The sequence below is a fragment of the Nonomuraea sp. NPDC050451 genome, assembly GCF_044458585.1.
Genome location: NZ_JBITHZ010000012.1, coordinates 160,391 through 186,967 on the forward strand (window position 1 = coordinate 160,391; position 26,577 = coordinate 186,967).

General features: G+C 72.7%; 18 protein-coding genes. 12 read left to right on the plus strand and 6 right to left on the minus strand.

Annotation, left to right across the window (positions count from 1 at the left end; genetic code table 11):
- Positions 1 to 42: 42 nt before the first annotated feature.
- Positions 43 to 1,275, minus strand: a complete 1,233-nt coding sequence (locus tag ACIBI9_RS32730) for an alkyl sulfatase dimerization domain-containing protein (RefSeq protein WP_397227604.1) — start codon at positions 1,273 to 1,275, stop codon at positions 43 to 45.
- A gap of 444 nt (positions 1,276 to 1,719) precedes the next feature.
- Here ACIBI9_RS32730 and ACIBI9_RS32735 point away from each other — a divergent pair, with 444 nt between their 5' ends.
- Genes ACIBI9_RS32735 through ACIBI9_RS32770 form a run of 8 tightly spaced genes read left to right on the plus strand, consistent with a single transcriptional unit; the run spans position 1,720 to position 16,823 of the window.
- Positions 1,720 to 7,101 (plus strand): amino acid adenylation domain-containing protein, encoded by a 5,382-nt coding sequence (locus ACIBI9_RS32735; RefSeq protein WP_397227606.1) that lies wholly within the window; start codon positions 1,720 to 1,722, stop codon positions 7,099 to 7,101.
- Between the two features lie 37 nt (positions 7,102 to 7,138).
- The gene (locus ACIBI9_RS32740) at positions 7,139 to 8,644 is read left to right on the plus strand and encodes an AMP-binding protein (RefSeq protein ID WP_397227608.1); all 1,506 of its coding nucleotides are present in this window, start codon (positions 7,139 to 7,141) and stop codon (positions 8,642 to 8,644) included.
- A complete protein-coding gene (locus ACIBI9_RS32745) occupies positions 8,641 to 10,137 on the plus strand; it encodes a condensation domain-containing protein (protein ID WP_397227610.1) in 1,497 nt (498 codons plus the stop codon). The genes ACIBI9_RS32740 and ACIBI9_RS32745 overlap by 4 nt, the downstream gene beginning before the upstream one ends.
- Positions 10,131 to 10,370, plus strand: coding sequence for a phosphopantetheine-binding protein (locus tag ACIBI9_RS32750; protein ID WP_397227612.1), 240 nt, complete (start codon positions 10,131 to 10,133; stop codon positions 10,368 to 10,370). The genes ACIBI9_RS32745 and ACIBI9_RS32750 overlap by 7 nt, the downstream gene beginning before the upstream one ends.
- Positions 10,371 to 10,378: 8 nt before the next feature.
- Positions 10,379 to 11,707: a condensation domain-containing protein gene (locus ACIBI9_RS32755; RefSeq protein ID WP_397227614.1), complete on the plus strand. Its 1,329-nt coding sequence runs from the start codon at positions 10,379 to 10,381 to the stop codon at positions 11,705 to 11,707.
- Complete coding sequence (locus ACIBI9_RS32760) at positions 11,704 to 11,880, plus strand: MbtH family protein (protein ID WP_394497073.1); 177 nt, start codon at positions 11,704 to 11,706, stop codon at positions 11,878 to 11,880. The genes ACIBI9_RS32755 and ACIBI9_RS32760 overlap by 4 nt, the downstream gene beginning before the upstream one ends.
- Before the next feature lie 15 nt (positions 11,881 to 11,895).
- The gene (locus ACIBI9_RS32765; protein ID WP_397227616.1) at positions 11,896 to 13,767 is read left to right on the plus strand and encodes an amino acid adenylation domain-containing protein; all 1,872 of its coding nucleotides are present in this window, start codon (positions 11,896 to 11,898) and stop codon (positions 13,765 to 13,767) included.
- Positions 13,764 to 16,823, plus strand: coding sequence for an amino acid adenylation domain-containing protein (locus ACIBI9_RS32770; protein ID WP_397227618.1), 3,060 nt, complete (start codon positions 13,764 to 13,766; stop codon positions 16,821 to 16,823). The genes ACIBI9_RS32765 and ACIBI9_RS32770 overlap by 4 nt, the downstream gene beginning before the upstream one ends.
- Here ACIBI9_RS32770 and ACIBI9_RS32775 read toward each other — a convergent pair.
- Genes ACIBI9_RS32775 through ACIBI9_RS32785 form a run of 3 tightly spaced genes read right to left on the minus strand, consistent with a single transcriptional unit; the run spans position 16,813 to position 19,818 of the window.
- The gene (locus tag ACIBI9_RS32775; RefSeq protein WP_397227620.1) at positions 16,813 to 17,904 is read right to left on the minus strand and encodes a 2-oxo acid dehydrogenase subunit E2; all 1,092 of its coding nucleotides are present in this window, start codon (positions 17,902 to 17,904) and stop codon (positions 16,813 to 16,815) included. The two genes, ACIBI9_RS32770 and ACIBI9_RS32775, sit on opposite strands and share 11 nt — an antisense overlap.
- Positions 17,901 to 18,902 (minus strand): alpha-ketoacid dehydrogenase subunit beta, encoded by a 1,002-nt coding sequence (locus ACIBI9_RS32780; RefSeq protein WP_397227622.1) that lies wholly within the window; start codon positions 18,900 to 18,902, stop codon positions 17,901 to 17,903. Before ACIBI9_RS32780 ends, ACIBI9_RS32775 begins: the two co-directional genes overlap by 4 nt.
- A 4-nt stretch (positions 18,903 to 18,906) precedes the next feature.
- Positions 18,907 to 19,818, minus strand: coding sequence for a thiamine pyrophosphate-dependent dehydrogenase E1 component subunit alpha (locus ACIBI9_RS32785; RefSeq protein ID WP_397227624.1), 912 nt, complete (start codon positions 19,816 to 19,818; stop codon positions 18,907 to 18,909).
- A 257-nt stretch (positions 19,819 to 20,075) separates the two neighbouring features.
- Here ACIBI9_RS32785 and ACIBI9_RS32790 point away from each other — a divergent pair, with 257 nt between their 5' ends.
- Positions 20,076 to 21,491, plus strand: a complete 1,416-nt coding sequence (locus ACIBI9_RS32790; protein WP_397227626.1) for a condensation domain-containing protein — start codon at positions 20,076 to 20,078, stop codon at positions 21,489 to 21,491.
- 10 nt (positions 21,492 to 21,501) lie between these two features.
- Complete coding sequence (locus ACIBI9_RS32795; RefSeq protein ID WP_397227628.1) at positions 21,502 to 22,794, plus strand: condensation domain-containing protein; 1,293 nt, start codon at positions 21,502 to 21,504, stop codon at positions 22,792 to 22,794.
- A 60-nt stretch (positions 22,795 to 22,854) separates the two neighbouring features.
- Here the strand turns inward: ACIBI9_RS32795 and ACIBI9_RS32800 are convergent, their stop codons facing one another.
- Positions 22,855 to 23,664, minus strand: coding sequence for an ABC transporter permease (locus ACIBI9_RS32800; RefSeq protein ID WP_397227630.1), 810 nt, complete (start codon positions 23,662 to 23,664; stop codon positions 22,855 to 22,857).
- A 20-nt stretch (positions 23,665 to 23,684) separates the two neighbouring features.
- Positions 23,685 to 24,713, minus strand: coding sequence for an ABC transporter substrate-binding protein (locus ACIBI9_RS32805; RefSeq protein ID WP_397227632.1), 1,029 nt, complete (start codon positions 24,711 to 24,713; stop codon positions 23,685 to 23,687).
- Between ACIBI9_RS32805 and ACIBI9_RS32810 the strand changes: the two genes are divergently transcribed.
- The gene (locus tag ACIBI9_RS32810) at positions 24,700 to 25,626 is read left to right on the plus strand and encodes an ABC transporter ATP-binding protein (protein WP_397227634.1); all 927 of its coding nucleotides are present in this window, start codon (positions 24,700 to 24,702) and stop codon (positions 25,624 to 25,626) included. The two genes, ACIBI9_RS32805 and ACIBI9_RS32810, sit on opposite strands and share 14 nt — an antisense overlap.
- A gap of 2 nt (positions 25,627 to 25,628) precedes the next feature.
- Positions 25,629 to 26,564, plus strand: a complete 936-nt coding sequence (locus ACIBI9_RS32815; RefSeq protein ID WP_397227636.1) for a TIGR03560 family F420-dependent LLM class oxidoreductase — start codon at positions 25,629 to 25,631, stop codon at positions 26,562 to 26,564.
- The last annotated feature ends 13 nt before the right edge of the window (positions 26,565 to 26,577 follow it).

The following is a 26,577-nucleotide window of genomic DNA, read 5'->3' on the forward strand; positions in this document are numbered from 1 at the left end:
ACGTGACCATGCCCCGCCATCAGGAATCGCCCGGGCCGGCTTTCACGAGCGTTGCCTGGACTCCGCGGCGGCCCAGGCGAAAATGCCCTTCGCCATGAGGGACAGTTCGCCGGCCGCCCTGGCGGAGAAGACTTCCGCGCGTACGCGATGCACCCCCGCGTCGTCCGGAGCCGCCAGGGCGGCCATTTCCGCCAAATGCCCGGCCAGCCGCTCGTTGCCTTCGGAAAGGGCCTTGAGCGCCGCGTCCGCGAGGGCCTGCGCCCCGCCCGCCAGTTCCGCGACCGACTTCGCCAGCACCGCCTCGGGAGCGGGCTTCAGGTTGGCCGGATTGCCGTCGTACCAGCCGCCGTAAAGGCGCCACAGATTGCGTACGACGAATTCCGGCTCGTCGTAGCGCGCCCGCAGATAGGGCCGGTCGGCGAGATGTTCTGGCGCCTTCACGGAGTGGACGATCTCGTCGAGCCGGGCACCCGCGTTGAGCAGTTCCAGTGTCTGCGTGACGAGCGACTCCAGCCATTCGGCCGTTTCCAGCAACGCCTGCCGGATGCGGTCGCGGCCGAAGATCGGGGCGCCGTGGCCGGGGAGCATGATCTCGGCGTCCATGGCGGCCATCCGGTGCAACGCGTGCACCCATTCCCGGGGATAGCGCTGCGCCTTCTGCGGGTTGCCGCAATTGGGCGTCACCCAGATGAACAGGTCGCCGGGCAACAGCAGTTTGTGCTCGCGCACGTAGCCGATGGTCCCGTCGTCGGTCTCGCCCTTGGCGTGCACGAGGTCGAACGTGAGCCCGCCGCGCCGCACGGTCAGCGCGTCGCTGTAGGTCACGTCCGGACGGCGGTAGTCGGTGGGCCAGCGGAGCCCGGCGGCCTGGAACTGCCGCTGGTTGATCACCGAGTTATAGCCATTTGTCAGTACATAACGGTCGAAGCGGTCAACAATCGCTTTATGGGCATAAATCGTGGCTGGCGGTCCCGATTCCTCGAACGGCCCCGTCCCGAAGACGTGGTCGACATGCCCGTGCGAGTAGAACGCGGTGGTCAGCGGCGCCCGCGTCCATGCCCGCACGTCCTCATGCAATTTCGCCGCCGAGAACGTGCTGCCGGTGTCGAACAACACCAACTCGCCCTCGGTCTCGAACGCGGTCACATTGCCGAACCCCGGCCACCATCCGAGGCCGTCGGCGATCGGCTGAATGCCCTTGCCCTGCATGCCCGCGTCCACGACGCTGTCGTCTGATTCGCCGCGCCACACGCGCTCCGCGTACTCGATAATCATGGGCCAACCCTGCTTCCAGAACGTCATTCTGGGCAAGGGGTTCGCGGCAGGATGCCGCCCTTTGACGCGTGCGCGAGCGTGAGTCAAAGGGCGCAGATGCTCGGCTTTCTTGCAGGCGCAGGTCAGAGATGATGACACGTTATGGGAGCGCTCCCAGATATATGACGAGGATGTTTCCGAACTGTCAAGGACCCGAAAGACAGGGTGCCCGGAAACGCCGGGACGACGTGCGCACATCGCGAAGGGTTCTTGTTAGACCACGGTGGGCATCCGGAAATGCGGATCTAGCCCTTGACCTCGAAGGAGCCGAAACCTAGCCTCCCTCGTGGGAGCGTTCCCACGGCCTCATCAGGCTTCGCCGTTCCGGCTGCAGCACATCCGCGTCATCGCCGCGGACCTCCGTACGTGTACGTGTACAACCGCGTGTTCCGAGGAGAAAGACGCGTGACCAGGAGCTCCCTTTCACCGGCCAAGCAGGCCCTGCTGGAGCGTCGCCTCCGGGCGCGCGACACCAAGGTCAGCGTTCCACGCCGTGACCCCGGCACCGCCCCGCCGCCGTCGGCCATGCAGGAGCGATTGTGGTTCCTTGAGCAGTACGCCCCGGGCACGGCCGCCTACACCGTGCCGTTCGCGGTCCGGCTGACCGGCGAACTCGACGAGAACGCGCTGGCCAGGGCCCTCACCGAGCTCACGCGGCGGCACGAGAGCCTGCGGACCAGCCTGGTCACCACCCCGGACGGCCGCCCGGAGGCGGTGGTCGCCGAGGAGCCGGTCGTGGAGTTCCGCGTCACCGACGACCCCGGCGAGATCGACGGGGAGCTGGCCCGGCCGTTCGACCTGGCCCGCCCGCCGCTGCTGCGCGCCCTGCTGGTGCGCTCGGCCCCCGAGGAAATCACGCGTGAGCACGTGCTGCTGCTCACCATGCACCACGCGATCACCGACGGCTGGTCGTGCGACATCCTGTTCCGGGAGCTGCTGGCGCTGCACGCGGGCCGGGAACTGCCGCCGGTGCCGCTGCAGTTCGGCGACTACGCGCACTGGCAGCGCGGCCGGACCTTCGACGACGACGTGCGCTACTGGGTGTCCCGGCTGGACGGGGTGCCCGCCCTGGAGCTGCCGACCGACCTGCCCCGGCCCGCCGAGCAGCGCTGGGCCGGCGCCGCCGTGGACGTCGTCGTGGACCCCGCCCTCACCGCGTCGATCGCGGAGCTGGGCAAGGCCCACCGGGCCACGCCGTACATGACGCTGCTCGCCGCCTTCCAGGTGCTGCTCGGTCGGTTCGCCGGGCAGGACGACTTCGCGGTGGGGTCGCCGGTGTCGGGGCGGGAGCTGCCCGAGCTGGAGACGGTCGTCGGGCCGTTCATCAACACCCTGGCCATCCGGGCCGACCTGAGCGGCGACCCGACCTTCGGCGAACTGCTCGGCCGGGTCCGCGACTCCACCCTGGACGCCTTCGCGTATCAGGCGCTGCCGTTCGACCGGCTCGTCACCGAGCTGGCCGTGGAGCGGGACGTCAGCCGCACGCCGGTCTACCAGACCATGTTCGCGCTGCAGAACTATCGCGGCCGGACCCTGGACACCTCCGGGCTGGGCGCGGAGCCGTACCCGATCCCGACCGTGGCCAGCCGGTTCGACCTGGCGCTCTACCTCTTCGAGGGCGGCGGCGGGCTGCACGGGCAGCTCACGTACAGCACCGCGCTGTTCCGGGAGGACACGGCGCGGCGGCTGGCGGGATGCCTGGAGACGCTCCTGCGGGCGGCGGTCGCCGACCCCGACCTGCCGATCTCCCGGTTGCCGCTGCTCGGCCCGGACGAGCGGCGGCGCGTGCTGGCCCTCGGGGTGGCCGAGCCGGCTCCACCCGCCGGGATCCGGCTGCTGCACGAGGTCGTCGCCGGGCAGGATCCCGGAGCGGTCGCGGTGGTCGCGGGGGACATCTCGCTCACGTACGGCGAGCTCGGCGCCCGCGCCGACCGGCTGGCCCGGCGGCTGCGGGCCCTCGGCGCCGGGCCCGGCGAACGGGTGGCGCTCTGCCTGGAGCAGTCGGCCGGACTCGCCGTGGCGGTGCTCGGCGTGCTCAAGGCGGGGGCCGCGTATCTGCCGCTGGACCCGGAGCATCCGCTCGAGCGGCTGGCCTATGTGGTGCGGGACGCCGGGGTACGGATCGCGGTGACCGATGCGCCTTCCCGGGGGCGGTTGCCCGATGGGCTGCTCACGGTCGGCCTCGACGAGCCCGACGGTGGCGAGGTGCCGGTCCCTGATGACGTGACCCCCGACGACCTGGCCTATGTCATCTACACGTCCGGCACCACCGGAAGGCCCAAGGGCGTCGCGATCCAGCATCGGCAGGCGCTCGTCTATCTCGCGGGCCTGCGGGAGCGGCTGGGGATCGAACCCGGCGGTTCGTACGGGCTGCTGCAGTCGCTGGCCTTCGACTTCGGGGTGACGGTCTTCTACGCGTGCCTGATGACCGGCGGGACGCTGCACATCATCCCGCCGCGCACGGCGGGGCACGAGCTGGCCGAGTACATCCGGGACACGGGCATCGACCACCTCAAGATCACCCCGTCTCACCTGGCCGCGTTGCAGGCCGACGTGCTGCCGCGCAAGCTGCTGATCCTCGGCGGTGAGGCGGCGCCTCGCGACTGGGCCGAGGAGCTGGCCGCGTCCGGGCGCTGCCGGGTCGTCAACCACTACGGCCCGACCGAGGCGACGGTGGGCGTCACCACATATCAGGTCGAGGGCCCAGTTGGAGGCGACGTCGGCACGACCACCACGCTGCCCATCGGCCGGCCGCTGCCGGGGGCTCGGGCGTACGTGCTGGACGAGCATCTGGAGCCGGTGCCGATCGGCGTCGCGGGGGAGCTGTACCTCGGCGGGGACCGGCTGGCCAGGGGCTATCTCGACCGTCCCGCCCTGACGGCGGAACGGTTCCTGCCCGACCCGTACGGCCCGCCCGGCGCCCGCATGTACCGCACCGGCGACCTGGCCCGGCACCTTCCCGACGGGAACCTGGAGTTCCTCGGCCGCCGCGACCTGCAGGTCAAGATCCGGGGCTACCGCGTGGAACTGGCCGAGGTCGAGTCGGTGCTCGGCCGGTATCCCGGCGTGACGTCGGCGATCGCCGACATGCGTGGCGGCCTGCTCGTGGCGTACCTGGTCGGCGAGGTCCGGCCGGAGGCCGCCGAACTGCGGGCGTGGCTGGCCGAGCGGTTGCCCGACTACATGATCCCCGCCCGGTACGTGTGGCTGGACGAGCCGCCGCCGCTGAAGTCGCACGGCAAGGTGGACCGGGCCGCCCTCCCCGACCCGGCGCCGGAGACGACCGGCCGGTTCGAGCCGCCCCGGACCGCCGCCGAACAGACGGTCGCCGCCGTGTGGGCCGAACTCCTCGGGGTCACCGAGGTCGGCGCCACGGACGACTTCTTCGAGCTCGGCGGCCACTCCCTGCTGGCCATGCGCGTGGTGGCCCGGCTCAGGCAGGAGGCGCCGGAGCGTACCGTCACCGTGCTCGACCTGTTCAAGCACCGCACCGTACGGGAGCTGGCCGCGCTGCTGGAGTCGGCCGGTGACGGCCCGCGCAGCCTGCTGCACCGGCTCACCCCCGCCAGGACGGCCACCTCGACGTTGGTCTGCGCGCCGTACGGGGGCGGCAGCGCGGTCATCTACCAGCCGCTGGCCGACGCGCTGCCGGCCGATTGGGCGCTGTACTCGATCGCCGTGCCCGGGCACGAGCTGGGCGAGGAGGCCCGGCCGCTGGACGAGGTCGCCGACGGCTGCGTGCAGGAGATCCTCGACGGCATCCAGGGCCCCGTCACCCTGTACGGCCACTGCGGCCTCGGCGTGATGCTGGCCGCGGAGATCGCCCGCCGGCTGGAGGACGCCGGCCGCGAGGTCGAGGCGGTGTACCTCGGCGGCGTCTTCCCCTTCGCCCGCCCCCGCGGCCGCCTCTCGGGCCTGACCGAGCTCATGGAGCGCATCCGCGGCGACCAGGCCTGGATCAACGACCTGCGCTCCGCCGGCCTGGACGTGGAGGAGGTCGGACGCGACCAGCTCGACCTCATGGTCCGCAACCGGCGGCGCGGCACCCGGCAGGCGGAGCGGTACTTCACCCGCATGTTCGAGGAGTCCTCGGCAGGGTCGGACGGGGCCCCGCTGCGGGCGCCGGTGATCGCGCTGGCCGGCGAGCGCGACCCGGCGATGGAGTTCTACCAGGAGCGCTACCGCGAATGGCACGTGCTGTCGGAGCTGACGGCCCTGGTCGTGCTGGACGAGGCGGGGCACTTCTTCCTGAAATATCGGGCGGAGGAACTGGCGGCCATCGTGACCGGCACGCACCGCGCCATCGCCGACGGGCGGGCCGAGCGGCTGGCACGCACACCGCGATCGACGTGGTGGCTGGAGGGCGTGTCCTCCGGAGACTCCCCGGCCCCCTCGGCGGAACGCCGGGCACGGCCGGGCATGGGGCGGTTCGCGCTGGTCGCGGCCGGGCAGCTGGTGTCGATCCTGGGGTCGGCGCTGACCGAGTTCGCCGTGCCGCTGTGGATCTACACGACCACCGGCTCGCTGGCGAACTTCGCGCTGTTCGCGGTGCTCGGGCTGCTACCGGGCATGCTGGTCGCGCCGCTGGCCGGGGCCATCGTGGACCGGTACGACCGGCGCGCGGTGATGCTCGCCGGGGACGTCACCGCGGGCGGCGTGCAGCTGGTCCTCGGGGTGCTGCTGTGGACCGGCAACCTGGAGATCTGGCACGTCTACCCGCTGCTCGCGCTGCTGTCGGTCGCGCTGACCTTCCAGCGGTTCGCGTACGCCTCGGCGATCCCGCAACTCGTCCCCAAGCGCTTCCTGGGCCACGCCAACGGGGTGGTGCAGCTCGTCACCGGCACGGCCCAGGTGGCGGTGCCGCTCGTGGCGGTCGGCCTGATGGCGGTCATCGGGCTGGAGGGGATCCTCGTCATCGACGTGCTGTCGTACGTGTTCGCGGCCGCGGTCGTGCTCGTGGTCCGGTTCCCCCGGAGCATGGCGTGGCGGCGGCGCGAGACGGTCATGGCGGAGATCGTCGGCGGCTGGCGGCTGACCTGGGGAAACCGGGGCTTCCGCGGGATGCTGGTGTTCTTCGCCGTCCTGAACGTGTTCCTGTCGCCGCTGTTCCTGATGATCTCGCCGCTGGTGTTGTCGTTCGCGACGCTGCAGGACGTCGGGCGGGTGTCGCTGGCGGGCGGGATCGGCGTGCTGGCCGGCGGGCTGCTGATGGCCGTGTGGGGCGGGCCGCGCCGGCGGCGGTTGCGCGGGGTGCTGCTGTTCACGCTCGCGCTGGCGGTCTTCTGCGTGGTCGTCGGCGTACGGGCGGATCTGGTGGCGATCGCTGCGGGGGCGTTCGGGATGTCGCTGTGCCTGACGCTGCTCAACGGGGTGTACGCGACGATCATCCAGGTCAAGGTGCCCCAGCGGTTCCACGGGCGGGTCATCGCGCTCAACACGCTCGTCGCCTGGTCCACGCTGCCGATCGGGTTCGGGCTGGTGGCGCCGTACGGGGCGACGGTGCTGGAGCCGCTGATGGCGCCGGACGGGCCGCTGGCCGCGACGGCGGGGGCGTTGCTCGGGACGGGGGAAGGGCGCGGGATCGGGCTGATGTACGTGGCCTTCGGGCTGGCCATCGCGCTGATCGCGGTGTGCGCGATGCGGGTGCGGGTGCTGGCGCGCTTCGATCGCGAGGTGCCCGACGCGCTGCCCGACGATCTCGTCGGCATCGAGGAGCTGGCGCGGCGTGCGGGAGACGAGTCGATGATCGTTCAGGAGCCGCGGCGGCGCGCGGGAGGCGAGTCGTGATCGTTCAGGAGCTGCGGCGGCGCGCGGGAGGTGAGTCGTGATCGTTCCGGAGCTGCTCGCCAGGCGGGCCGCGGAGGAGCCCGAGCGGGTCGCGCTGGAGGTCGCCGGTGGCGGCACGCTGACCTTCGCGGAATGGCAGGCGCAAGTGGACTCGCTGGCGCGCGGGCTGGTCCGGCGCGGGGTGCGGCGAGGCGACCGCGTGGGGCTGCTGTTCGGCTCCGACAACTGGACCGACTTCGCCGTGGCCTACTGCGCCGCGCAGCTGGCCGGCGGGGTGGCCGTGCCGATCTCCGACCGGTTCGCGCCGGCCGAGGTGGCGTACATGCTGGAGCACTGCTCGGCGACGGGCGTGCTGCACGCCGGCAAGGGGCCGGCCGCGCCGCCGGACGGCGGGTACTGGAGCGCCGTGCCGGCCGAGCTGGAGCCCGGTTCGCGGGAACCCGAGCCGCCGGGGCCGGGGGATCTGGCGCAGATCCTCTACACCTCCGGCACCACGGGCAGGCCCAAGGCGGTGGCGGCCACCCACGCCAACCTCACCTACGGCAGCGCCACCCGGGCCAATCGCCGCAGGTTCGGGCATTCGCAGCTGCTGCTGCACGCCTTTCCGATCGGCACCAACGCCGGCCAGGCCATGCTGATCAACGCGCTGGACGCGCGGCCGGCGGTGCTGACCCTGGCGCGGTTCACCCCGGGCAGGTTCGCCAGGCTGATCGAGTCGCGGCGGGTGGGGACGGTGTTCCTGGTGCCGGCGATGGCCCTTGAGCTGCTCAACGCCGGGCTGCACGAACGGCACGACTTCTCCGGCGTGGTCCTGCTCGGCTCGGCGGCCTCGGCGCTGCCGGCGGCGCTGTGCGCGCGGCTGGCGGCGGCCTTCCCCAAGGCGACCGTGACGAACTACTACACCTCGACCGAGGCGGCGCCGGCCCAGACCGTCATGATCTACGACCCGTCGCGGCCCGCGGCCCTGGGCCGGCCGGCGCTCGGCAGCGGGCTGAGGATCACCGGTCCCGAAGGCAAGCCGCTGGCGGCAGGGGAGACGGGGGAGATCTGGCTGCGCTCTCCCGCCGCCGCGCGCTCGTACTACCGGGACCGGCAGGCCAGCGCGCACACCTTCCGGGACGGTTGGGTGCGGATGGGCGATCTGGGCTACCTCGACGAGGACGGCTACCTGTATCTCGTCGACCGGGAGAGCGACGTCGTCAAGTCCGGGGCGTACAAGGTGTCGACCGTGCAGGTGGAGGCGGCGCTGCACGAACACCCGGACGTGGCCGAGGCGGCGGTCACCGGCGTGCCGCACCCCGTGCTGGGCACCGTGCTGGCCGCAGCCGTCGTGCCCCGTTCGCGGGCGCCGCGCGTGACGGAGCTGCGGGCCTTCCTCATGACCCGGCTGGCCGCGCACGAACTGCCGGCACGAGTGATCTTCGTGGACCGCCTGCCCCGGAACCACTCGGGCAAGGTCGTCAAGTCCGGCCTGCGTGATCTGCTGCAGGACGCGGACTCCGTGATGGAAACAGGCACTGTGGAGAAAGAAGGCGGGAGATGACCGGATCGTGGCCGGCCTCCCCTGCGCAGCAGGGGATGTGGCTCACCGAGCGGGCCGGGGTCGCCGGGCGGGCCTTTCACATGCCGCTGGCCGTCTGGCTGGACGGGCCGCTCGACGTCGTGGCGCTGGAGGAGGCGTGTGAGGAGGTGGCGCGCAGGCATCCCGTGCTGGGCGGCGTGCTCGCCGAGGACGGTGGTGAGCTGCGGGTGGTCCCCCACGGGGTGCCGCCTCTGCGGGAAGGCGGCGACCTCGAGGAGGAGCTCGCCGGGCCGGTCGATCCGGTCGGAGGGCCCGCGGCGCGGTTCACGCTGATCCGGGAGGACGCCAAGCGGCATGTGCTGCTGTTCCAGGCCCATCACGCGGTGTTCGACGGGGAGTCCAAGGACATTCTGCTGAGGGACCTGGCCTCCTGGTACGGGGGCGCGGCGCCGGCGCCGCTGGTGCTGACGCACCCGGAGGTCACGGTCCAGCAGCGGGTCAGGCTCGCGGACGCGCTGCCGGACGCGCGGCGGTACTGGCAGGACCGGTGGCGGGACCAGCGGGAGCTGCACCTGCCCGGCCTGACCGGCGTGTCCGTCGCCGCGGCGCCCGGCTCCGCCCTCGACTTCGTCGTCGAGGACCTCGGCGGGCTCGCCGAGCGGCTGGAGGTCACCCGTTTCGAGGCGGTGCTGGCCGCGTTCGTCGCGCTGCTGCACGCGTACGGCAACGCCCGGCCCGCGGTCGGCGTGGATCTGTCCACGCGGACAGAGCGGAGCCGGGACCACGTGGGCGCCTTCGTCAACGAGCTCCCCGTGATCGGGGTGCCCGAGGGAGGCACGTTCGGCGAGTTCGCCCGGAGCCTGCGGGCCGAGCTGCGGCGGCTGTACCGGCATCGCGAGGTGCCGCTGGCCAGGGCCGTGGACGGGATCGGCCCGCGCGCCGCGCTCACCCCCGTGTCGCTCAGTTACCGCCGGCGGCCGGAGACGGCCCCGCTGTTCCCCGGGCTGGGCGCGTCGGTGGAGTGGATGATGTTCAACGGCTGGGTGCGCAACACGCTCCACCTGCAGATCGTCGACGACCAGGCGGGCACGGCGGCGCGGCTGCAGTACAACCCGGCGCTCCTCGACCCGGCGGGGGCCGAGCGGATCCGGGAGGATCTGGCCGCGCTGCTGGCGGCGGTCGCCGTGGATCCGGAGGCGCCGCTGGACCTGCTGCCGCTGCCCGCTCCCGTGCCGGCGGCGTCCGCGATCATCGCCGCTGTCACGGACGGACCCGTGGCCGCCGAGCTCGTACGGGAGATCCAGGCCATCTTCGCCAAGGAGCTCGAACTGGACGACGTGGAACCCGACGACGACCTGTTCGATCTCGGCGGCCATTCCCTCACGATCACCCAGATCATAGCCAGGGCCCAGGAGCGGTTCGGCGTGGAGCTCTCCTTCGAGCTGTTCATCGACGACGCCACCGCGACGCGCATCGCCGCGGAGGTCGCCAGGCTGCAGGAGCAGGCATGCTGAGGGAGCGCGTGGCCGCGCTGGTGGCCCAGGCCAGCGACGGCGAGCTCACCACGGCGGAGGTGCTGGCGGCCGACTGCTCGCTGACGGCGCTCGGCCTCACCTCGCTGGGCTACATCCGGCTGATCGACGCGATCGAGGAGGCGTTCGGCTTCGACGTCGAGTTCGACGGCGGCCTCGACACGCTCGACGGGCTGGTCGAGCACCTGTCCCGGTTCGTGGGCCGCCCGTCATGATCGGCCCCGTGACGGTCGAGTTCACCGGCGCCAGGTCCGGCCAGGGACCGCTCACCTGGGGCCAGCGGGCGATCTGGCGGCTCACCGAGTGGCTGCCTCCCGGCGACCCGTACTTCAACATGCCGTGGGCCCTTCCGGTGCACGGCAAGCCCGGCCTGCCGGCCGTCCTCGCCGCCCTCGCGCGGCTGCTCGAACGGCATGAGAGCCTGCGTACGAACTGGCTCCCCGGCCCGGAGCAGACCGGCCCGGAGCAGGTCGGCGCGGAGCAGGTCGGCGCGGAGCAGGTCGGCATGGTGCAGCGGGTCGCCGGGCAGGGGCGGCTGGCGGTCGAGCTGGTCGACGCCGCCGGCTCCCGGCCCAGGGTGCTGGCCGGGGAGATCGCCGCCGAGCTCGCGGCCAAGGGCTTCGACTACGCGGACGAGCTCCCGGTGCGCTGCGCCGTCGTCATGGACGGCGGCAGGCCGCGCGCGGTGGCGTTCGCGTTCACGCACATGGCGGTGGACGGGCGGGCGCTCGACGTCATCGCCGCCGAGTGGCCGCGGCTGCTGTCCGGGGAGCCGCTGCCGCAGGCCGTGCCGCAGCCGCTCGACCTGGCCGCCGAGGAGCGCTCGCCCGAGGGCGCGGCGCGTGGCGAGCGGGCGCTCAGACACTGGCGGGCGGCGCTGGAACGGATGCCGCGTCCGCTGTTCGCCGCGCCGCCGGGCACGCCCGAGGAGCCCAGGTTCGTCAAGCTCGGCATGGAGTCGGCGGCGCTCGGCGCGGCGGCCACCGGGCTGGCCGCGCGCTGGGGGGTGAGCACCAGCAGCGTGCTGCTCGGCGCGTACGCGACGCTGCTGTCCCGGCTGACCGGCCGCGGCACGGTCGCGCTGCAGCTCATCGTGGGCAACCGGCACGATCCCCGGCTGGCGCCCATGGTGGCGACCCTCGTCCAGGACGGGATCTTCGTTCTGGACGTGGCCCCGGGCGCGCCGCTCGCCGAGGTGGTGCGGGCCGCGCACCGGGGGGTGCTGGCGACGTACCGGCACGCCCGTTACGACCCGGCCGCCCAGCGGGCGCTGATCGAGGAGACCGGGCCGCCGCCCACCGCCTACTTCAACGACGTACGGGTCGCCGCGGGCTGGCCCAACCTGCCACCGCACCCGCCCGCGATCCCCGGCCGGATCTTCCCGGTGGGGGCCTGGCCGGAGGTGGACGCCGAGGTGTTCTTCACCGCCGGCCCCGCCACCCACACCTGCCGGCTGGACCTGCTCGCCGACACCTCCCTCCTGCCCCGGGAGGCGGTCGAGGCGACGCTGCGCGAGATCGAGACGCTACTGGTCAGCGAGGAGAACACATGAGTGCGGAGACGCGGGTGGTCGTCAACCACGAGGAGCAGTACTCCGTCTGGGCAGCCGATCGCGAACTGCCGCCCGGCTGGTCCGACGCCGGGTTCGCGGGCACCCGGGAGGAGTGCCTGGCCCACATCGAGACCGTCTGGACGGACATGCGCCCGCTCAGCCTGCGAAACTGAAAGGCGAGATCGACGTTGAGTGACGACACGACGCCGCCCCCGCGGAATGCCGTGAACGGGGGCGCGGGCACCATATGGCGGTGGCTGGACAAGTCGCCCGACGCGGTGGCCGTGACCGGCTCCGACGGTCGGGTGACCTACCGGGAGCTGCACCGGCGCGTCGAGGACCTGGCCGCCGTGCTGCGCGGGCATGGCGTCGGCCCCGAGGTGCCCGTGGGGCTGTGCATGGAGCGGACCACCGGGATGCTCGTGGCGATGCTCGCCGTGTGGACGGCGGGCGGGGCATATGTGCCGCTGGACCCGGCCTTCCCCGCCGAACGGCTGCGGATGATGCGCCAGGACGCGGGCATCGGCCTGGTGCTGACGCAGGCGGGCGTCGATCCGGCGCTGCTGGACGGCGTTCCCACTGTTCTCACGCTCTCGCCCGGGGGCCGGCCGCTGACCGGCGTTCCCGCCCCGTCCACCGGGGTTCCGGCCGATGGGGATCGGCTGGCGTACCTGATGTTCACCTCGGGGTCCACCGGCCGGCCGAAGGGGGTGGCGGTGCCGCATCGGGCCGTGGCGAACCTGCTGGAGTCGTTCGCCGACCTGCTGCCGATCGGTCCGGAGGACCGGTGGCTGGCCGTCACCACGCTGTCGTTCGACATCTCGGTCCTGGAGTTGCTGCTGCCCCTGTTCACGGGAGGCCGGGTGGTGATCGCGGCCACCGGCGAGGTCTCCGACGGCTGGGCGCTGCGCGAACGGGCCGTCGCCGAGGGGGTCACGATCATGCAGGCGACGCCGGCGGGCTGGCGGATCCTGCTGGAGTCCGGCGGAGTCCCCGCGACGATCAGGACCCGGTTGTGCGGCGGCGAGGCGCTGCCGCGCGATCTCGCGGACGCGCTGCTGGCCGACGGCGCCGAGCTGTGGAACGTGTACGGCCCCACCGAGACCACCGTGTGGTCCACGGCCGGCAGGGTGCGGCCGGGACCCGAGGCCGTGGATCTCGGCTCGCCCATCGGGCGCACCTCGGTCCACCTGATGGACGAGAACGGGACGCCGGTCGCCGACGGGGAGGTCGGCGAGCTGCACATCGGCGGCGCGGGGGTCGCCCGGGGATACCACGGGCTGCCCGGCCAGACGGCCGCGCGTTTCCTGCCCGACCCGTACGCCGGCGCCCCCGGCGCCCGCATGTACGCCACGGGTGACCTGGCCAGGATCACGCCCGACGGCCGGCTGGAGTACCTCGGCCGGGCCGACCAGCAGGTCAAAGTCCACGGGTTCCGCATCGAGCTCGGCGAGATCGAGGCCGCCCTGCGAGCCGCCCCCGAGGTCAGGGACGCCGCGGCCGCCGTCCGCGACGGGCGGCTGGTGGCCTACCTGGTCCCGCGGGCGCAGGCCGTGGGCTGGGCCGCCCTGCGCGAACGGCTGCGCGCCACGCTCCCCGACTACATGATCCCGGTCCGGCACACGACCCTGACGTCCCTGCCGCTCACCCCCAACGGCAAGCTCGACCGCGCCGCCCTGCCCACCCCGTCGTGGACGCGCCCCGGCACCGCCGCCTTCCGCGCCCCGGCCACCGGGGTCGAGTCCGACCTCGCCGAGATCTGGGCGGGGGTGCTCGGAGCCACCGAGCCCATCGGCGCCGACGACGACTTCTTCGAGCTCGGCGGCCACTCCCTGGCCGCGACGCAGATCATCGCCAGGGTCCAGGCCAGGTACGGCCTGGAGGTGCCGATCGTCGTGCTGTTCGAGCGTCCGACGATCGCCGGGTTCGCCACCCGGCTCGACGACATGGACGACGCCGAGCTCAGCCTGACCGACGTCGCCGCGCTGCGCGACCAGCTCGACGGGCTCAGCGCCGAGGAGCTCCAGGGGCTGTTCGACGACCTGGCGGCCGGGTCATGAGGGCGCCGCTGTCGCCCGCGCAGGAGCGGCTCTGGATGCTCCAGCGGCTGGAGCCCGGCGACGCCTCGTACACGATGTACCTGGTACGGCGCCTGCGCGGCCCGCTCGACCGCGAGGCGTTCACCGCTGCCGTCGGGGCGCTCGTGGCCAGGCACGAGAGCCTGCGGACCGCCTTCGCGGAGGAGGACGGCACGCCCTGGGCGGTGGCCGGGCCGGTCGGCTGGGCGCCGCCGATAGAGTGGCCGGCGGCGGCCGAGGAGCAGGTGGGCGCGCTGGTCGCCGAGCGCACCAACGCCGCCTTCGACCTGGCCGCGGGCGTCCCGCTGCGGGTCGCCGTCATCGAGATCGCCCCGGACGATCATGTGCTGTGCGTGACGCTGCACCACATCCTGGCCGACGGGCACTCCCTGGAGATCATGCTCGACGACCTGGCCGAGTACTACGCCGCCGCCGTGGAGCGCCGCCCCGCCCGCCTGCCCGACCTGCCCATCCAGTCCAGCGACTACGCCCGCTGGCAGCGGCGCAGGGCGGACAAGGCCATGCCGTACTGGACCGAGGCGCTGGCCGCGCCGCCGGTCACCGAGCTGCCGTTCGCCCGTCCCGGGGCGCGCGCCGCCGTCCGGGAGGGCGGCTATCACTGGGTACGGCTGGGCGCGCGGCACCTCGCCGAGGTGGAACGGCTGGCCGTGGCCCACCGGGCGACCCCGTTCATGGTGCTCATGGCGGCCTACCAGGCGCTGCTGTTCCGGCACAGCGGGCAGCACGACATGGTGGTCGGCACCGTGGTCGCCGGGCGGGACCGGGTCGAGCTGGAGCGGATGGTCGGCTACCTCACCCAGACCCTGCCGCTGCGCGGCGACCTGGAGGGAGATCCGACGTTCGCCGAGCTGCTCGGGCGGGTCAAGGGGGTGGTGCTCGACGCGATGGGCCGGCCCGCGCCGCTGCTGGAGCGGCTGGCGCGCGGCGTCGAGACGCTGCTGCCGACCGTGTTCATCATGCAGGACTACGCCGCCGGGCAGGACCGGGCGTACGGGGGAGTCCGGGTGTCGGACTTCGAGGGACGCCACGAGCAGATCGTGGTGGATCTGATGGTGGAGGTCTGGCCGGCGGGGGACGAGCTGGCGATCTGCTTCGGCTACGACGGCGCGGTGTTCGAGGCCGGCGAGGTGGCGACGATCGCCGAGCGCTACCTGACGCTCCTGGCCGGGGCCGTGACCAGGCCGGACACGCCGATCTCGCGGCTTCCCGCGTGGACCGGGCGGGACGAGAAGGCGATGGCCGAGCTGGCCGCCGGTCCCGCCGAGCCGGTCGCGGACGGGGTGCTGGAGCTGGTGGCGGACGTGGCGCGCCGGACGCCGGAGGCCGTCGCCGTGCGCTGCGGCGATCAGGTGGTCTCGTACACGGATCTGTGGGACCAGGCCGGCGCGCTCGCCGGCGCCTTGCGGGAGAGCGGCGTCCGGGAGGGCGACGTGGTGGCCGTGCGGCTGGCCCCGTCCGCCGAGGTGATCGCCGCGCTGCTGGGCGTGTGGCGGGCGGGCGCCGCCTACCTGCCCCTGGACCCCGCCGACCCGCCCGCCCGGCACGCCGACTCCATGGCCGCCGCGGGCGCCGCCTGGCTGATCGGCGAGGACCGGGTGCGCGCCGTGGCCGAGGCAAGCGCGGCCAAGGGGCCAGCGAAGGGAATCGCCTACGTGATGACCACCTCGGGGTCCGCCGGGCTGCCCAAGGCGGTGCTCGTCGAGCATCGTTCGGTGGCGGCCAGGGTCGGGTGGATGCGGCGGGAGTACGGCCTGGGGCCCGGGGACCATGTGGTGCAGTTCGCGTCGCTGAGCTTCGACACCCACGTCGAGGAGATCTTCCCGGCGCTCGCGTCCGGGGCGACGGTGATGCCGCTGCCGGACGGCCCCGCGAGCCTGCCCGACCTGCTGGCGGGGCCGGACGGGCACCGGATCACCTTGCTGGATCTGCCGACCGCGTACTGGCACCGGCTCGTCGAGTCGCCCTCGGAGGTGGCGTGGCCGCCGGCGCTGCGACTGGTGATCCTCGGCGGCTCGCAGGCCGACGGGGCGGCCGTGGCCCGGTGGCAGGCGCTGTGGCATCGCGACGGGCCCGGGGTCCGGCTGGTCAACACGTACGGGCCGACCGAGGCCACGGTCATCGCCACGTGGGCCGAGCTGGACGGGACCGACCCCGGCGGGCGTCCGCCGATCGGCCGGCCGCTGTCCGCGACGACGGTGCGGGTGCTGGACGCCCGGGGGGAGCCGGTGCCGCCGGGCGCGGCGGGCGAGCTGACGATCGGCGGTGCCGGGGTGGCCCGCGGATATGCCGGGCTGCCCCGCCGTACCGCCGCCGCCTTCGAGCCCGACCCGTACGGCGAGCCCGGCGCCCGGCGCCTGCGCACCGGTGACCGGGCGCGATGGCGCTCGGACGGGCAGCTGGAGTTCCTGGGCCGCCTGGACGACCAGGTCAAGGTGCGCGGCGTGCGCATCGAGCCCGGCGACGTGGAGGCCGCCTTGCGCGAGCACCCCGGCGCCGGGCAGGTGGCCGTGGCCGCGCGCGGCGAGGACCTGGTGGCGTACTTCACCGGCCCCGCCGCCCCCGCCGAGCTGCGCGCGCACGCCGCGGGCCGGCTGCCGCGAGGCTTCGTGCCGACCCGGTGGTCACGGCTGGCGGAGCTGCCGCTCACCTCCCGGGGCAAGCTCGACCGGGCCGCGCTGCCCGAGCCGGACCGGGTCACCGGGACGGACTACACGGCGCCGCGCACCGACAGCGAGGCGCTGGTCGCCGAGATCTGGGCCGAGGTGCTCGGCCTCGAACGGGTCGGCGTGCTGGACGATCTGCTGGAGCTGGGCGGGCATTCGCTGATGACCACCCGGGTCGCGGCGCGGCTGCGGGCGATGCTGGAGGTGGAGGTGCCGATCCGGGTCGTGTTCGGCTGCGGCACCGTGGCCGAGCTCGCCGAGGCCGTCGAGGACCTGCTGATCGAGGAGATCGACGCGATGAGCGAGGAGGAGGCGCGGCGCGCCCTGACCGGGGAGCCCGTGCTCAGGGAGTGATCGTCTTCCGGATGGCGTTCAGGAACATCGCCGCCTCGCGCCCGTTCACGAGGCGGTGATCGAACGCCAGCCCGAGGGTGACCGCGGTGCGTTTCACGATATTTCCGGCGGAGTCGAGGGCGAACTCGTGCTGCGGCGCGCACAGCGACAGCGCGCACGTCTGCCCGGGGAACACGATCGGCACCGCGAGGAGCACGGCCGTGTCGGTGTGCAGGGTGACGACGATGTTCCCGCCCGCCAGGTCGTCCTCGCGGAAGGCCGCCTGCGACGCCTTCGTCCGGTACGCCGTGAGACGCTCCGCGATCTCCTTGAGGGACAGGCGGTCGGCGTCGCGCAGCACCGGGACGTACAGGCCGTGGCCGACGTCCACGGTGACGCCGACGTTAGGGCCCGGTGAGAGGCGCACGGCCGGCTCGCCGCCGGGCCCGTCCGCTTCCACCGGCTCGGCGAAGCACATCGGGAACCGCCCGTGCAGCGACGCGACCGCCGAGACCAGCAGCTCAGGCAGCCCGATCAGCGCCCTGGCCTCCTTGCTGAGGGCGCGGGCCCGGGCGATCGCGGGGCCGGCGTCCAGCTTCACGGCGGTGAAGGCGGCCGGGATCGTGTGGTGGGAACGGGTGACCGCGGCGGCCACGGCCCGCTGAACGGCCGGCAGCGGCCGTGTGTCGTCGGTGCCGGTCTCCAGGAGGGCCAGCACGTCGGCGCGCTTGATCACCTTCTTGCCCAGGGCGCGGATCCGCGCCGGGTCCACGCCGTGCTCGTCGATCAGCGCCTGGGCGGGCGCGGTGACGATCGGCCCGGAGTCGCCGCCGGCCGCACCGGGTTCGTCGGCCGCCGGCGGGAGTGCCGAGCCGTCGGAGATGTGCGCGATCACGTCCCCGGGCCGGCAGGTCGCGCCGGTCTCCGCCGTCCGCCGCAGCACGCCGTCGGCCTCGGCCATCAGCTCCTCGGCCGCCTTGGAGGTCTCCAGGACCACCATCGGATCGCCCTTCACCACGTCGGCGCCGTCCTCGGCCAGCCACTCGACCAGCAGGTACTCGGTGTCGTTGTTGTTGAGCTTGGGCACGCGCAGCTCGGTCAAGGCAGGAGCTCCTGTACGGCGCGGACGATCGCGGTGTCCTGCACCAGCACGTCACGCTCGAGGTGGGCGGCCGCCGGGATCACTGAGGCCGCCGAGTGGACGAGGGACACGGGACGCCGCAGGCGCCCCCAGAGCCGGCTGTGCACCTGGTGCGCCACCTCGGCCCCCCAGGTGCCGCCGGCGGTGCTCTCCTCGGCGACGACCACGGCGCCGGCCCGCTCCAGCAGCGGCGACAGCGGGGCCACGTCGAAGGGGTGCAGGCGCCGGGGGACGAGCAGCAGGCAGGTGATCTCCCGCTCCAGCAGCAGCGTGCGCATCGCGGCCAGGGCCCGGTGCGCCAGCCCGCCCGGCGCGATGATCACGCAGTCGGCCTGCTCGGGATCGTCCACGTACACCCTGGTCACCCCGACGGCGCCGGGCAGCACGTCGTACTGGAACAGATCGTCCGCGACCCCGCCGCCGAAGATCTGCCGGGTGTAGAGGATCTTGTCCTCGAACAGCAGGCACGGCTCGCCGAGCGCGAGCATCTCGTCGAACAGCTCACGATGGTCGTCGAAGGGGGACACCTCGTACACCGCCAGACCGGGCACGCCGATGAAGTGCTTCTGCAGGCTCTGGCTGTGCGTGGGGCCGTAGCCGCGCCCGCCCCCGGACGGGCAGCGCACGATCAGCGGCAGCCGCAGCGGTCTGCCGTACATGGAGACCGACTTGCCGGCGAAGTTCACGATCTGATCGAAGGCCAGGGCCACGAAGTCGGAGAACATGATCTCGACGATGGCCTTGCCGCCCGCGAGGGCCAGGCCGCCCGCCACGCCGACGATGCCGTTCTCGCTGATCGGGGTGGCCAGCACCCGGCCGGGGAAACGGGTGGACAGCCCTTTCGTGATCTTGAATGCCCCGCCGTACGGGTCGAGCACGTCCTCGCCGAGCACCCGTACGGACGGGTCGTCGGCGAGCACCTCGTGCAGCGCCCGGTTGAGACTCTCCGCGACCCGCATCGCCTCAGCCCTCCCGCGCCGACAGCGGCCGCCCGAGCACCTCGCCGGCCACCACCTCGACGAACGCGCGCGCCTCCGCGTCCATGCGGGCGAAGCGCGGGGAGACGTCCTGGCGCGGGTACCAGTCGTGATCGCGGGCGCGCCGGATCTCCTCGGCGGAGCGGGTGTCGTCGCCCTTGCTGTGGGGCCCGATCCGGTGCGTGGCGAACTCCACCACCAGCGGCCCCGCGCCCTGTCTGGTCCGTTCGAACAGCGGCCGCAGCGCGTCCCGGATCTCATGCGGGTGCCGCGAGTCCAGGTGCAGGAACCGGCACCCGAACGCCCGCGCCCGATCCCCGATCGTGCCCGCCAGCTGCGCCGACGTCGGCGTGGTCTGCGCGATCCCGTTGTTCTCGGTCACCACGACCAGCGGGAGCCGCCAGAGCGCGGCCATGTTGAGCGCCTCGTACACGGCGCCCTCGCCCCACGTCCCGTCGCCGATGTAGGCCAGTGCCAGCGCGCCCGGCTCGGCGTCCCGGAGGTGCAGGGCCACGCCCGCGGCGACCGGAAGGCTCTCGCCCTGGATCCCGGTGGACAGGTAGCGGCCGGACAGGATGTGCTGGCTGCCGCCCACGCCCCCGCAGACCGCGCCCTCCCGCCCGGTGATCTCCGCGAGCAGTCCGTACGGATCCCGGAACCGTGCCAGGTAGTGGCCGTGCCCGCGATGATTGCTGAAGACGTAGTCCCGCTCGTCCAGCAGCGGGGTCAGCGCGACCGGCACGTACTCCTGCCCCAGGCAGGTGTGGGTGGTGCCCTGCACGAGCCCTTGGCCGAACAGGTCGAGCAGCTTGCGTTCGAAGTGCCTGATCAGCAGGAGCAGCCCGAGGTCGTCGTCGGACAGGTCCTCCGTGATCTCTTCCAGCAGTCGTTCCGGCACGATCGGCACTCCTTGTGGGGGACAGTGTTTTTGGGAGCGCTCCCATCAATTCTATCGATCACTGTGGGGAGCGGCAACGGTCGAACGGGGAGCTTGCCAGACTGTCAAACGGCGAGAATGAAGGGGCGGTGCCACGTGTGATGATCGCTACTCGTCCGCGTTCGGTCACATCGCGTCGCGGTGAGGGATCTTGACCTGTCTCCGGCGTGAAATCTAGGCTCCGTTGGGAGCGTTCCCAACTTTCGAGGTGACCCCACGTGAGCCCCGACCTCGAGCGCGAGAAGCTGCGGCGGCGCCTGGCCGCGCTGCCCCCCGAACGCCGTGCGGCCCTGCTCAGGTCGCTGCTCGGCGGCCGGGAGCAGCGGACCTGGCCGCTGTCCACCGGGCAGGAGCGGCTGTGGTTCCTGCAGCGCTTCGACCCTGACGACTGCGCCTATCACATCACCTGGCCGGTACGGCTGCGCGGCCCCGTCAACGAGGCCGCTCTCGCCGCGGCGTTCACCGCGATCGCCGCCAGGCACGAGGTGCTGCGCACCCGCTTCGTGCTGGACGGCGACCTGCCCGCGCAGGTCGTGGACGAGCCCGGCGAGGTGCGGCTGGACCGCCTGGATCCCGCCTCCGCCGACATCGAGCGGGCGGTCGCCGGCTACGCCGGGCGGCCGTTCGACCTCGCGGCGGCCCCCGCCTGGCGGGTGGGCCTGCTGTGCCTGGCCGCCGACGACGCCGTCCTGTGCATCGTGCTGCACCACATCGTGGTCGACCACTGGTCGCTCGACGTGCTCATGCGCGAGCTCGGCGAGTGCTACGCAGCCCACCGGGAAGGCCGTCCGCTCCTGCTGGACGAGCTGCCCACGCAGTACCGCGACTTCGCCGTGGCCGAGCGGCGGCGGGCCGAGGAGGGCCGGGACCACCTGGACTACTGGACCGAGCGGCTCGCCGGGGCGCCGTCGCTCGACCTGCCCCTCGACCACCCCCGCCCCGCCCGCTGGACCGGCCGCGGCGCGAAGGCCGCCGTGGCCGTGCCGGACGCGGACGTCACCCGCCTGGAAGCTGTCACGCGCGCCCACCGGGCCACCGCGTTCATGGCCCTGCTCGCCGCGTGGCAGGTCACGCTGGGCGCGGCCGCCGGGCAGGACGACTTCTGCGTGGGCGTGCCCGTGGCCGGCCGGGACCGGCCCGAGCTGGCCCCGCTGATCGGCTACTTCTCCACCACGCTCGTCGCGCGGGCCGACCTGTCGGGCGATCCGACCTTCGGCGAGCTGCTGCGGCGTACCCGGATCAGCACCATGAAGGCCCTCGCCCACGCCGGAACCTCCTTGGACCGCATCCTCGGCGCACTGCGGGTGCCCCGCGACCTGAGCCGGCCGCCGCTGTGCCAGGCGATGTTCAACCTCACCCACAACCTGCCCACCGGCGACATGCTCCGCACCGAGCTGGGGGACCTGACCGTGGAGGTGTGTCCGCAGCCCGACCTGGGCCGGGCCCGGGTGGAGGCGTCCCTCGACGTGTACCGGGGGCCCGAGGGGATCGGCGGCTGGCTGGAGTACTCGACCGACCTGTTCGACGCCGCCACCGCGCACCGCCTGGCGGAGGCGTTCGCGCGCGTGGTGGCGCGCGCGGGCGACGACCCGAGCCTGCGGCTGTCCGAGCTGGGAGCAGCGGTCCGGAACTAAGGAGAGCGCCATGCGGCTTTCGGTGGACTTCGCCTCCGACCGTTCCGGAACGGCGGAGCTCGCGTGGGGACAGCGGGACGTCTGGGGGGCCATCCAGAGGGTGGGGCCGGACGCACGCTACTTCAACGTGCCCCGGCTGCTGACCGTCCCGGGCGCGGGAGGCCCGCGCCATCCCTTGGCCGTGGCGGCCGCCCTGGCCGAGGTGATGGGTCGGCACGACGCCCTGAGATCCGTGGTACGGCTCGGCGCGACCGGGCCGCACCAGGAAGTGGCGGCGGCCGGGACCCTGGCGATCGAGCTGGTCGAGGCGGCACGCGGCGACGTGGACGATGCCGCGGCCGGACTTGTCGCCCGTCTGGCCGGGCGATCCTTCGGCGACGGCGAGCAGCCGCTGCGCGCGGGGATCGTGGTCTGCGACGGCGCTGCCACCCACGTGGCGCTCGTGATGAATCATGTCGTCGCGGACTGGCGCGCGGCCGACGTCGTGGTGCGCGATCTGCGGATGCTGCTGCTCCGCGGAGCGATCGCGCGACCGCCGTCGGCGCAGTTGCTCGACCTGGTACGGCAGGAGGAGGCGGCATCGGCCCGTTCGGCCCGGTCGATCGCGCAGTGGGAGGCGCTGCTGCGGACCGTACCGTCCGCCATGTTCCCCACCGTGGTCAGGAGCGGCGCGACGCCGAGGTTCGCGCGGGCCGTGCTGTCGTCGCCCCGGCTCGACCACGCCGCACAGGTGCTCGCCCGCCGTACCGGCGTCAGCACCGCCACGGTCCTGCTGGTGGCGGTCGCCATGCTGCTGCGCGAGCTGACCGGGCACGAGGTGTGCGCGATCACCCCGATCGTGCACAACCGCTTCGACAGCCGGACCCGGGGCCTGGTCACCAGCCTGAACCAGCTGGGGCTGTTCACCCTGGGCCCGTGCGGAAGCCTTGCCGAGACCCTCGCGAGCGCCTATCCGGCGGTTCTCGCGTCTTACAGGTGCGCCCGCTTCGACTCGCTGGCCCTGCACGCGATGGTCGACCGGATGAGTGCCGACCGGGGCATCCCCATGTTCCCGTTGTGCTGCTTCAACGACCTGCGCCCCGGCGCGGATCCGGGTGGAGCCGACCGCGCGGACGGGGAGTCCGAGCTGGAGTGGCTGCCCGGCATGGACCAGCGCAGCTGCGACTTCTGCGTGGCCCTGATGCGCTGGAAGGGCACGCTCGGTGTGGAACTGAGCGCCGACACCGCCCGCCTGCCCGAAGGCGAGATGGCCGCCCTCCTGCACCGGCTGGAGTCCTTTGTGGCCGGTGCAGCTCACTCCTGACGGGGCTCAGTAGTTCTTGAGGGTGATGGCGTTCCCCCCGTCGGGCAGGCGCGGGGCCGTTCAGCGCTCGGAGGTGGTCTCCCGTACCCAGGGCAGGGCCAGCCGCTCGACGAGCACAAGGGCGGAGTAGAGGGCCACGCTCATCGCTCCCAGCAGGACGATCGCCGCCCAGGCGGTGGCGCTGTCGGCGATGCCGCTGTACTGGACGATCTGGTAGCCGAGGCCGCCCTCGCCGGCCTGGAACTCGCCGATCACGGCGCCGATCGCGGCCAGCGGCATGGCGACTTTCAGCCCGACGAAGATGTGCGACAGCGCGGCCGGGAGCCGTACCTTGCGGAAGGTCTGCCAGCGCGAGGCGTCCAGGGACCGGGCGAGTTCGGCGAGTTCGGCGGGCGTAGTGGTCAGGCCGGTCGCGGTGGAGAGCACGATCGGGAAGAAGGAGAGCAGGACGACCATGGTCAGGATCGGCCGCTGCCCCCAGCCGAGCGAGACGACCAGCAGCGGCCCCAGCGCGATCTTCGGCACCGCGTTGATCGCCACCAGCAGGGGCGAGAACATCCGCTCGGCCGCCCGCGAGGCGGCCAGGAGCAGCCCGATCAGCACCCCGGCGACCACGGAGATCAGGAAGCCGGCCACCGTCTCCAGCGTTGTCGTGGCCAGGCCGCCGAGCAGTTCCGCCGGCTTCGCCCGGAAGGCGGTCAGGACTTCGGCGGGCGGTGGCAGCACCGCAGGATGGACGAGGGGGAACGCCGAGGTGATCATCCACCAGCCGCCGACCGCGACCGCGAGGCCGAGAGCGGGCCACCCCACCGCCGTGAGCGTCGCTCGCCCGCCGGGAGTCGCGGGTCGGGTGCCGCCTGCCTCGGCCATGTCGCGTGCTCCTCGTACGGTCAGGGCTTCGGCGTCAGGTCCGCGCTGATGAGCTGGTCGGGGGTCAGCCCGGCAGGTATGGCGTCGGCGTCCTGGAGGAGCTTGATGCTGCCGGCGACCCGTTTCGTGTCGATCGTGCCGACCACGTTGCCTCCCGAGCCCTCCGGCCGGACGAAAGCACTCATCAAGGTGCATTCGGCGGCGGCGGGTGCGGACGCCGATGCCGGGACGTTCTTCTGGAGGATCCGGCCGGCCTCGTCCGGGTTGTCGATGCTGTGGACGAGCCCCTTCATCAGGGCCGAGATGAAACGCTTGGCCAGGTCCGGCTGCTCCTGGGCGATCTTGGTCGTGGTGATGAGCACGTTGCCGTAGAGGTCGCTCATCACGTCGCTGTAGGGGAGCACGACCGCCTGCTTGCCCTTGGCCACCGACTCCACCGTCGGCTCGCCCACCACGAACTGGCCGATGCCCGCCACGCTGCCGCTGGCCAGCAGGCCGATGAGGTTCGCGGGAGCGCCGTTGACCCACGTGACCTTGGACGCGTCGACGCCGGCCAGCTTGGCGTAGGTGGGGAAGAGGTTGCGCACCACCGAACCCGGGCTGTCGGCGAGTGTCTTGCCCTCGAGATCCTTCGGCTTGGTGATCCCGTTGCCCTCGAGGCTGATGAGCGCGGCCATGGTGCGCTGCTGGATCCCGGCCACCACGACGACGCTCTTGGCGCCGCCGTTCCCGCGCGCCAGCATCAGGCCGGTGAGGTCGACCGGGGTGAACATCGCCGCGCCGGCCTCGATCTTCGAAATGTTGTCACCCGTACCGCCCCCGGGCTTGATGTCCACGTCAAGGCCGGCCTCGCGAAAGAATCCTTTGTCCTTGGCGACCCAGGCGTACGAGTCTCGTCCGAAATTGCCGAACGAGGTCAGATAAGTCACCTTTTCTAGGGGCTTATTACTAGAAGTTGATGTCTGTTGTTGATTGTCTGGATTGCTGCAAGCGGAGACGAATGCGCAGGTCAGAGCCAAGGTGGCGACAGTACGGGTGAGCCTGCTCATGCACGCTTCCTTTCATCCGGCGCCGATCGGCCTGCGTATCCAAGCTCACCAAGGGTTCCATTTCTTGTCAATCCGTATAGTCTGGTCCAACTGGATTAAAACCGCAGTCAGATGGAGAGCTGCGCGCATGATTCGGCTGGCTGGGGTTTCCCGCAGTTTCAGTGGACGATCCGGGGTCGTGGAGGCGGTGCGCGGCATAGACCTGACCGTGGCCGAGGGGGAGTTCGTCGCTCTGGTCGGCCGATCAGGATGCGGCAAATCCACACTTCTCAGGCTCATCGCCGGGTTGTTGCCGCCGACCGAAGGTGAAATCACGGTCGCCGGCGAACGGGTCACCAAGGCACGGCGCGACATCGCGATGCTGTTCCAGCGGCCCGCGCTGCTGCCCTGGCGGTCGGTCATCGACAACGTGCTGCTCCCGGTGGAGATCTTCGGCTGGCGCCGGGCGGCGCACCGCGAGCGCGCCTTGCGGCTTCTGGAGATGGCCGGGCTGGCCGGCTTCGAGAGGCGCCTGCCGCACGAGCTGTCCGGCGGCATGCAGCAGCGGGTCTCCCTCTGCCGGTCGCTGATCGGCAACCCCCGGGTGATGCTGATGGACGAGCCGTTCTCCGCGCTCGACGCGATCACCCGCGAGGAACTCTCGGTGGAGTTGCAGCGCGTGCACATGGAGAACGCGTCGACGATCGTCTTCGTCACCCACTCCATCGACGAGGCGGTGCTCCTGGCCGACCGGGTGGTGGTGCTCACCCCGCGTCCGGGGCGGATCCGGGAGGTGGTCGAGATCCGCATCCCGCGCCCGCGGACCCTGGGCCGCGACGCCCATTTCGAAGAGGTCGCTCGGTGCAGCGCCGATCTGCACGAGCTGCTGGTGGGGAGGGGCACGTCGGCGGTGGTCCGGGAGGGGGGACAGTGAGCATGCGCGTGTGCGTATTCGCCGAACCGCATCGCGGCGCCACCTACGACGATCAGCTGCGGATGGCGCGGCTGGCCGAGGACGGCGGGTTCGAGGGCTTCCTGCGCGCCGACCACTACCGGTCCATGGAGCTCGAGGGCGGCCTGCCCGGCCCCACGGACGCCTGGGTGACCCTGGCCGGCCTGGCCAGGGAGACCTCCCGGATCCGGCTGGGCACGCTGGTCTCGTCGGCGACCTTCCGGCTGCCCGGGCCGCTCGCGGTGACCGTGGCGCAGGTGGACCGGATGAGCGGCGGCCGGGTGGAGCTGGGCCTCGGCACCGGCTGGTACGAGCGGGAGCACACCGCCTACGGCATCCCGTTCCCCCCGGTCGGTGAGCGCTTCGACCGGCTGGAGGAGCAGCTCGCCATCGTCACCGGGCTGTGGGCCACGCCGCCCGGAGGCCGGTTCAGCCACCACGGCGAGAATTACCGGCTGGTCGACGCCCCCGCCCTGCCCAGGCCGGTGCAGCGGCCCCGGCCGCCGATCATCGTCGGAGGCCGCGGGCCGAAGCGCACCCCGCGGCTCGCCGCCCGCTACGCGGACGAGTTCAACCTGCCGTTCAGGAACGTGTCAGAGACCGCGGCAGCGTTCGAGCGGGTCGTCGAGGCGCAGGAGCGGATCGGCCGTCGTGTTCCGCTGGTGCTCTCCGCGGGCGTCGTCGTCGCGATCGGGCGCGACGACGCGCAGGCCCGGCGCCGGGCCGCCCCGCTGCACGTGCCGAGCGCGCTGCCCCCGGAGGACCCGGTGATCGGCTCGCCGGCCCAGCTCGTCGACCGGATCGGCGAGTTCGCCGCGGTCGGCGCCACCCGGATACATCTGCGCCTGATCGACTTCAACGATCTCGACCACCTGGAGCTGATCGCGGCCGAGGTGCTGCCGCAACTGGGGCCCGCCTGATCAGGCGGCCTGC

Excerpts from the sequence above, each read along its gene's own strand:
- ACIBI9_RS32805 (WP_397227632.1), bottom strand. The coding sequence starts at position 24,713 with ATGAGCAGGCTCACCCGTACTGTCGCCACCTTGGCTCTGACCTGCGCA.
- ACIBI9_RS32745 (WP_397227610.1), top strand. The coding sequence starts at position 8,641 with ATGACCGGATCGTGGCCGGCCTCCCCTGCGCAGCAGGGGATGTGGCTC.
- ACIBI9_RS32815 (WP_397227636.1), top strand. The coding sequence starts at position 25,629 with ATGCGCGTGTGCGTATTCGCCGAACCGCATCGCGGCGCCACCTACGAC.
- ACIBI9_RS32750 (WP_397227612.1), top strand. The coding sequence starts at position 10,131 with ATGCTGAGGGAGCGCGTGGCCGCGCTGGTGGCCCAGGCCAGCGACGGC.
- ACIBI9_RS32780 (WP_397227622.1), bottom strand. The coding sequence starts at position 18,902 with ATGCGGGTCGCGGAGAGTCTCAACCGGGCGCTGCACGAGGTGCTCGCC.
- ACIBI9_RS32795 (WP_397227628.1), top strand. The coding sequence starts at position 21,502 with ATGCGGCTTTCGGTGGACTTCGCCTCCGACCGTTCCGGAACGGCGGAG.
- ACIBI9_RS32730 (WP_397227604.1), bottom strand. The coding sequence starts at position 1,275 with ATGATTATCGAGTACGCGGAGCGCGTGTGGCGCGGCGAATCAGACGAC.
- ACIBI9_RS32760 (WP_394497073.1), top strand. The coding sequence starts at position 11,704 with ATGAGTGCGGAGACGCGGGTGGTCGTCAACCACGAGGAGCAGTACTCC.
- ACIBI9_RS32770 (WP_397227618.1), top strand. The coding sequence starts at position 13,764 with ATGAGGGCGCCGCTGTCGCCCGCGCAGGAGCGGCTCTGGATGCTCCAG.
- ACIBI9_RS32800 (WP_397227630.1), bottom strand. The coding sequence starts at position 23,664 with ATGGCCGAGGCAGGCGGCACCCGACCCGCGACTCCCGGCGGGCGAGCG.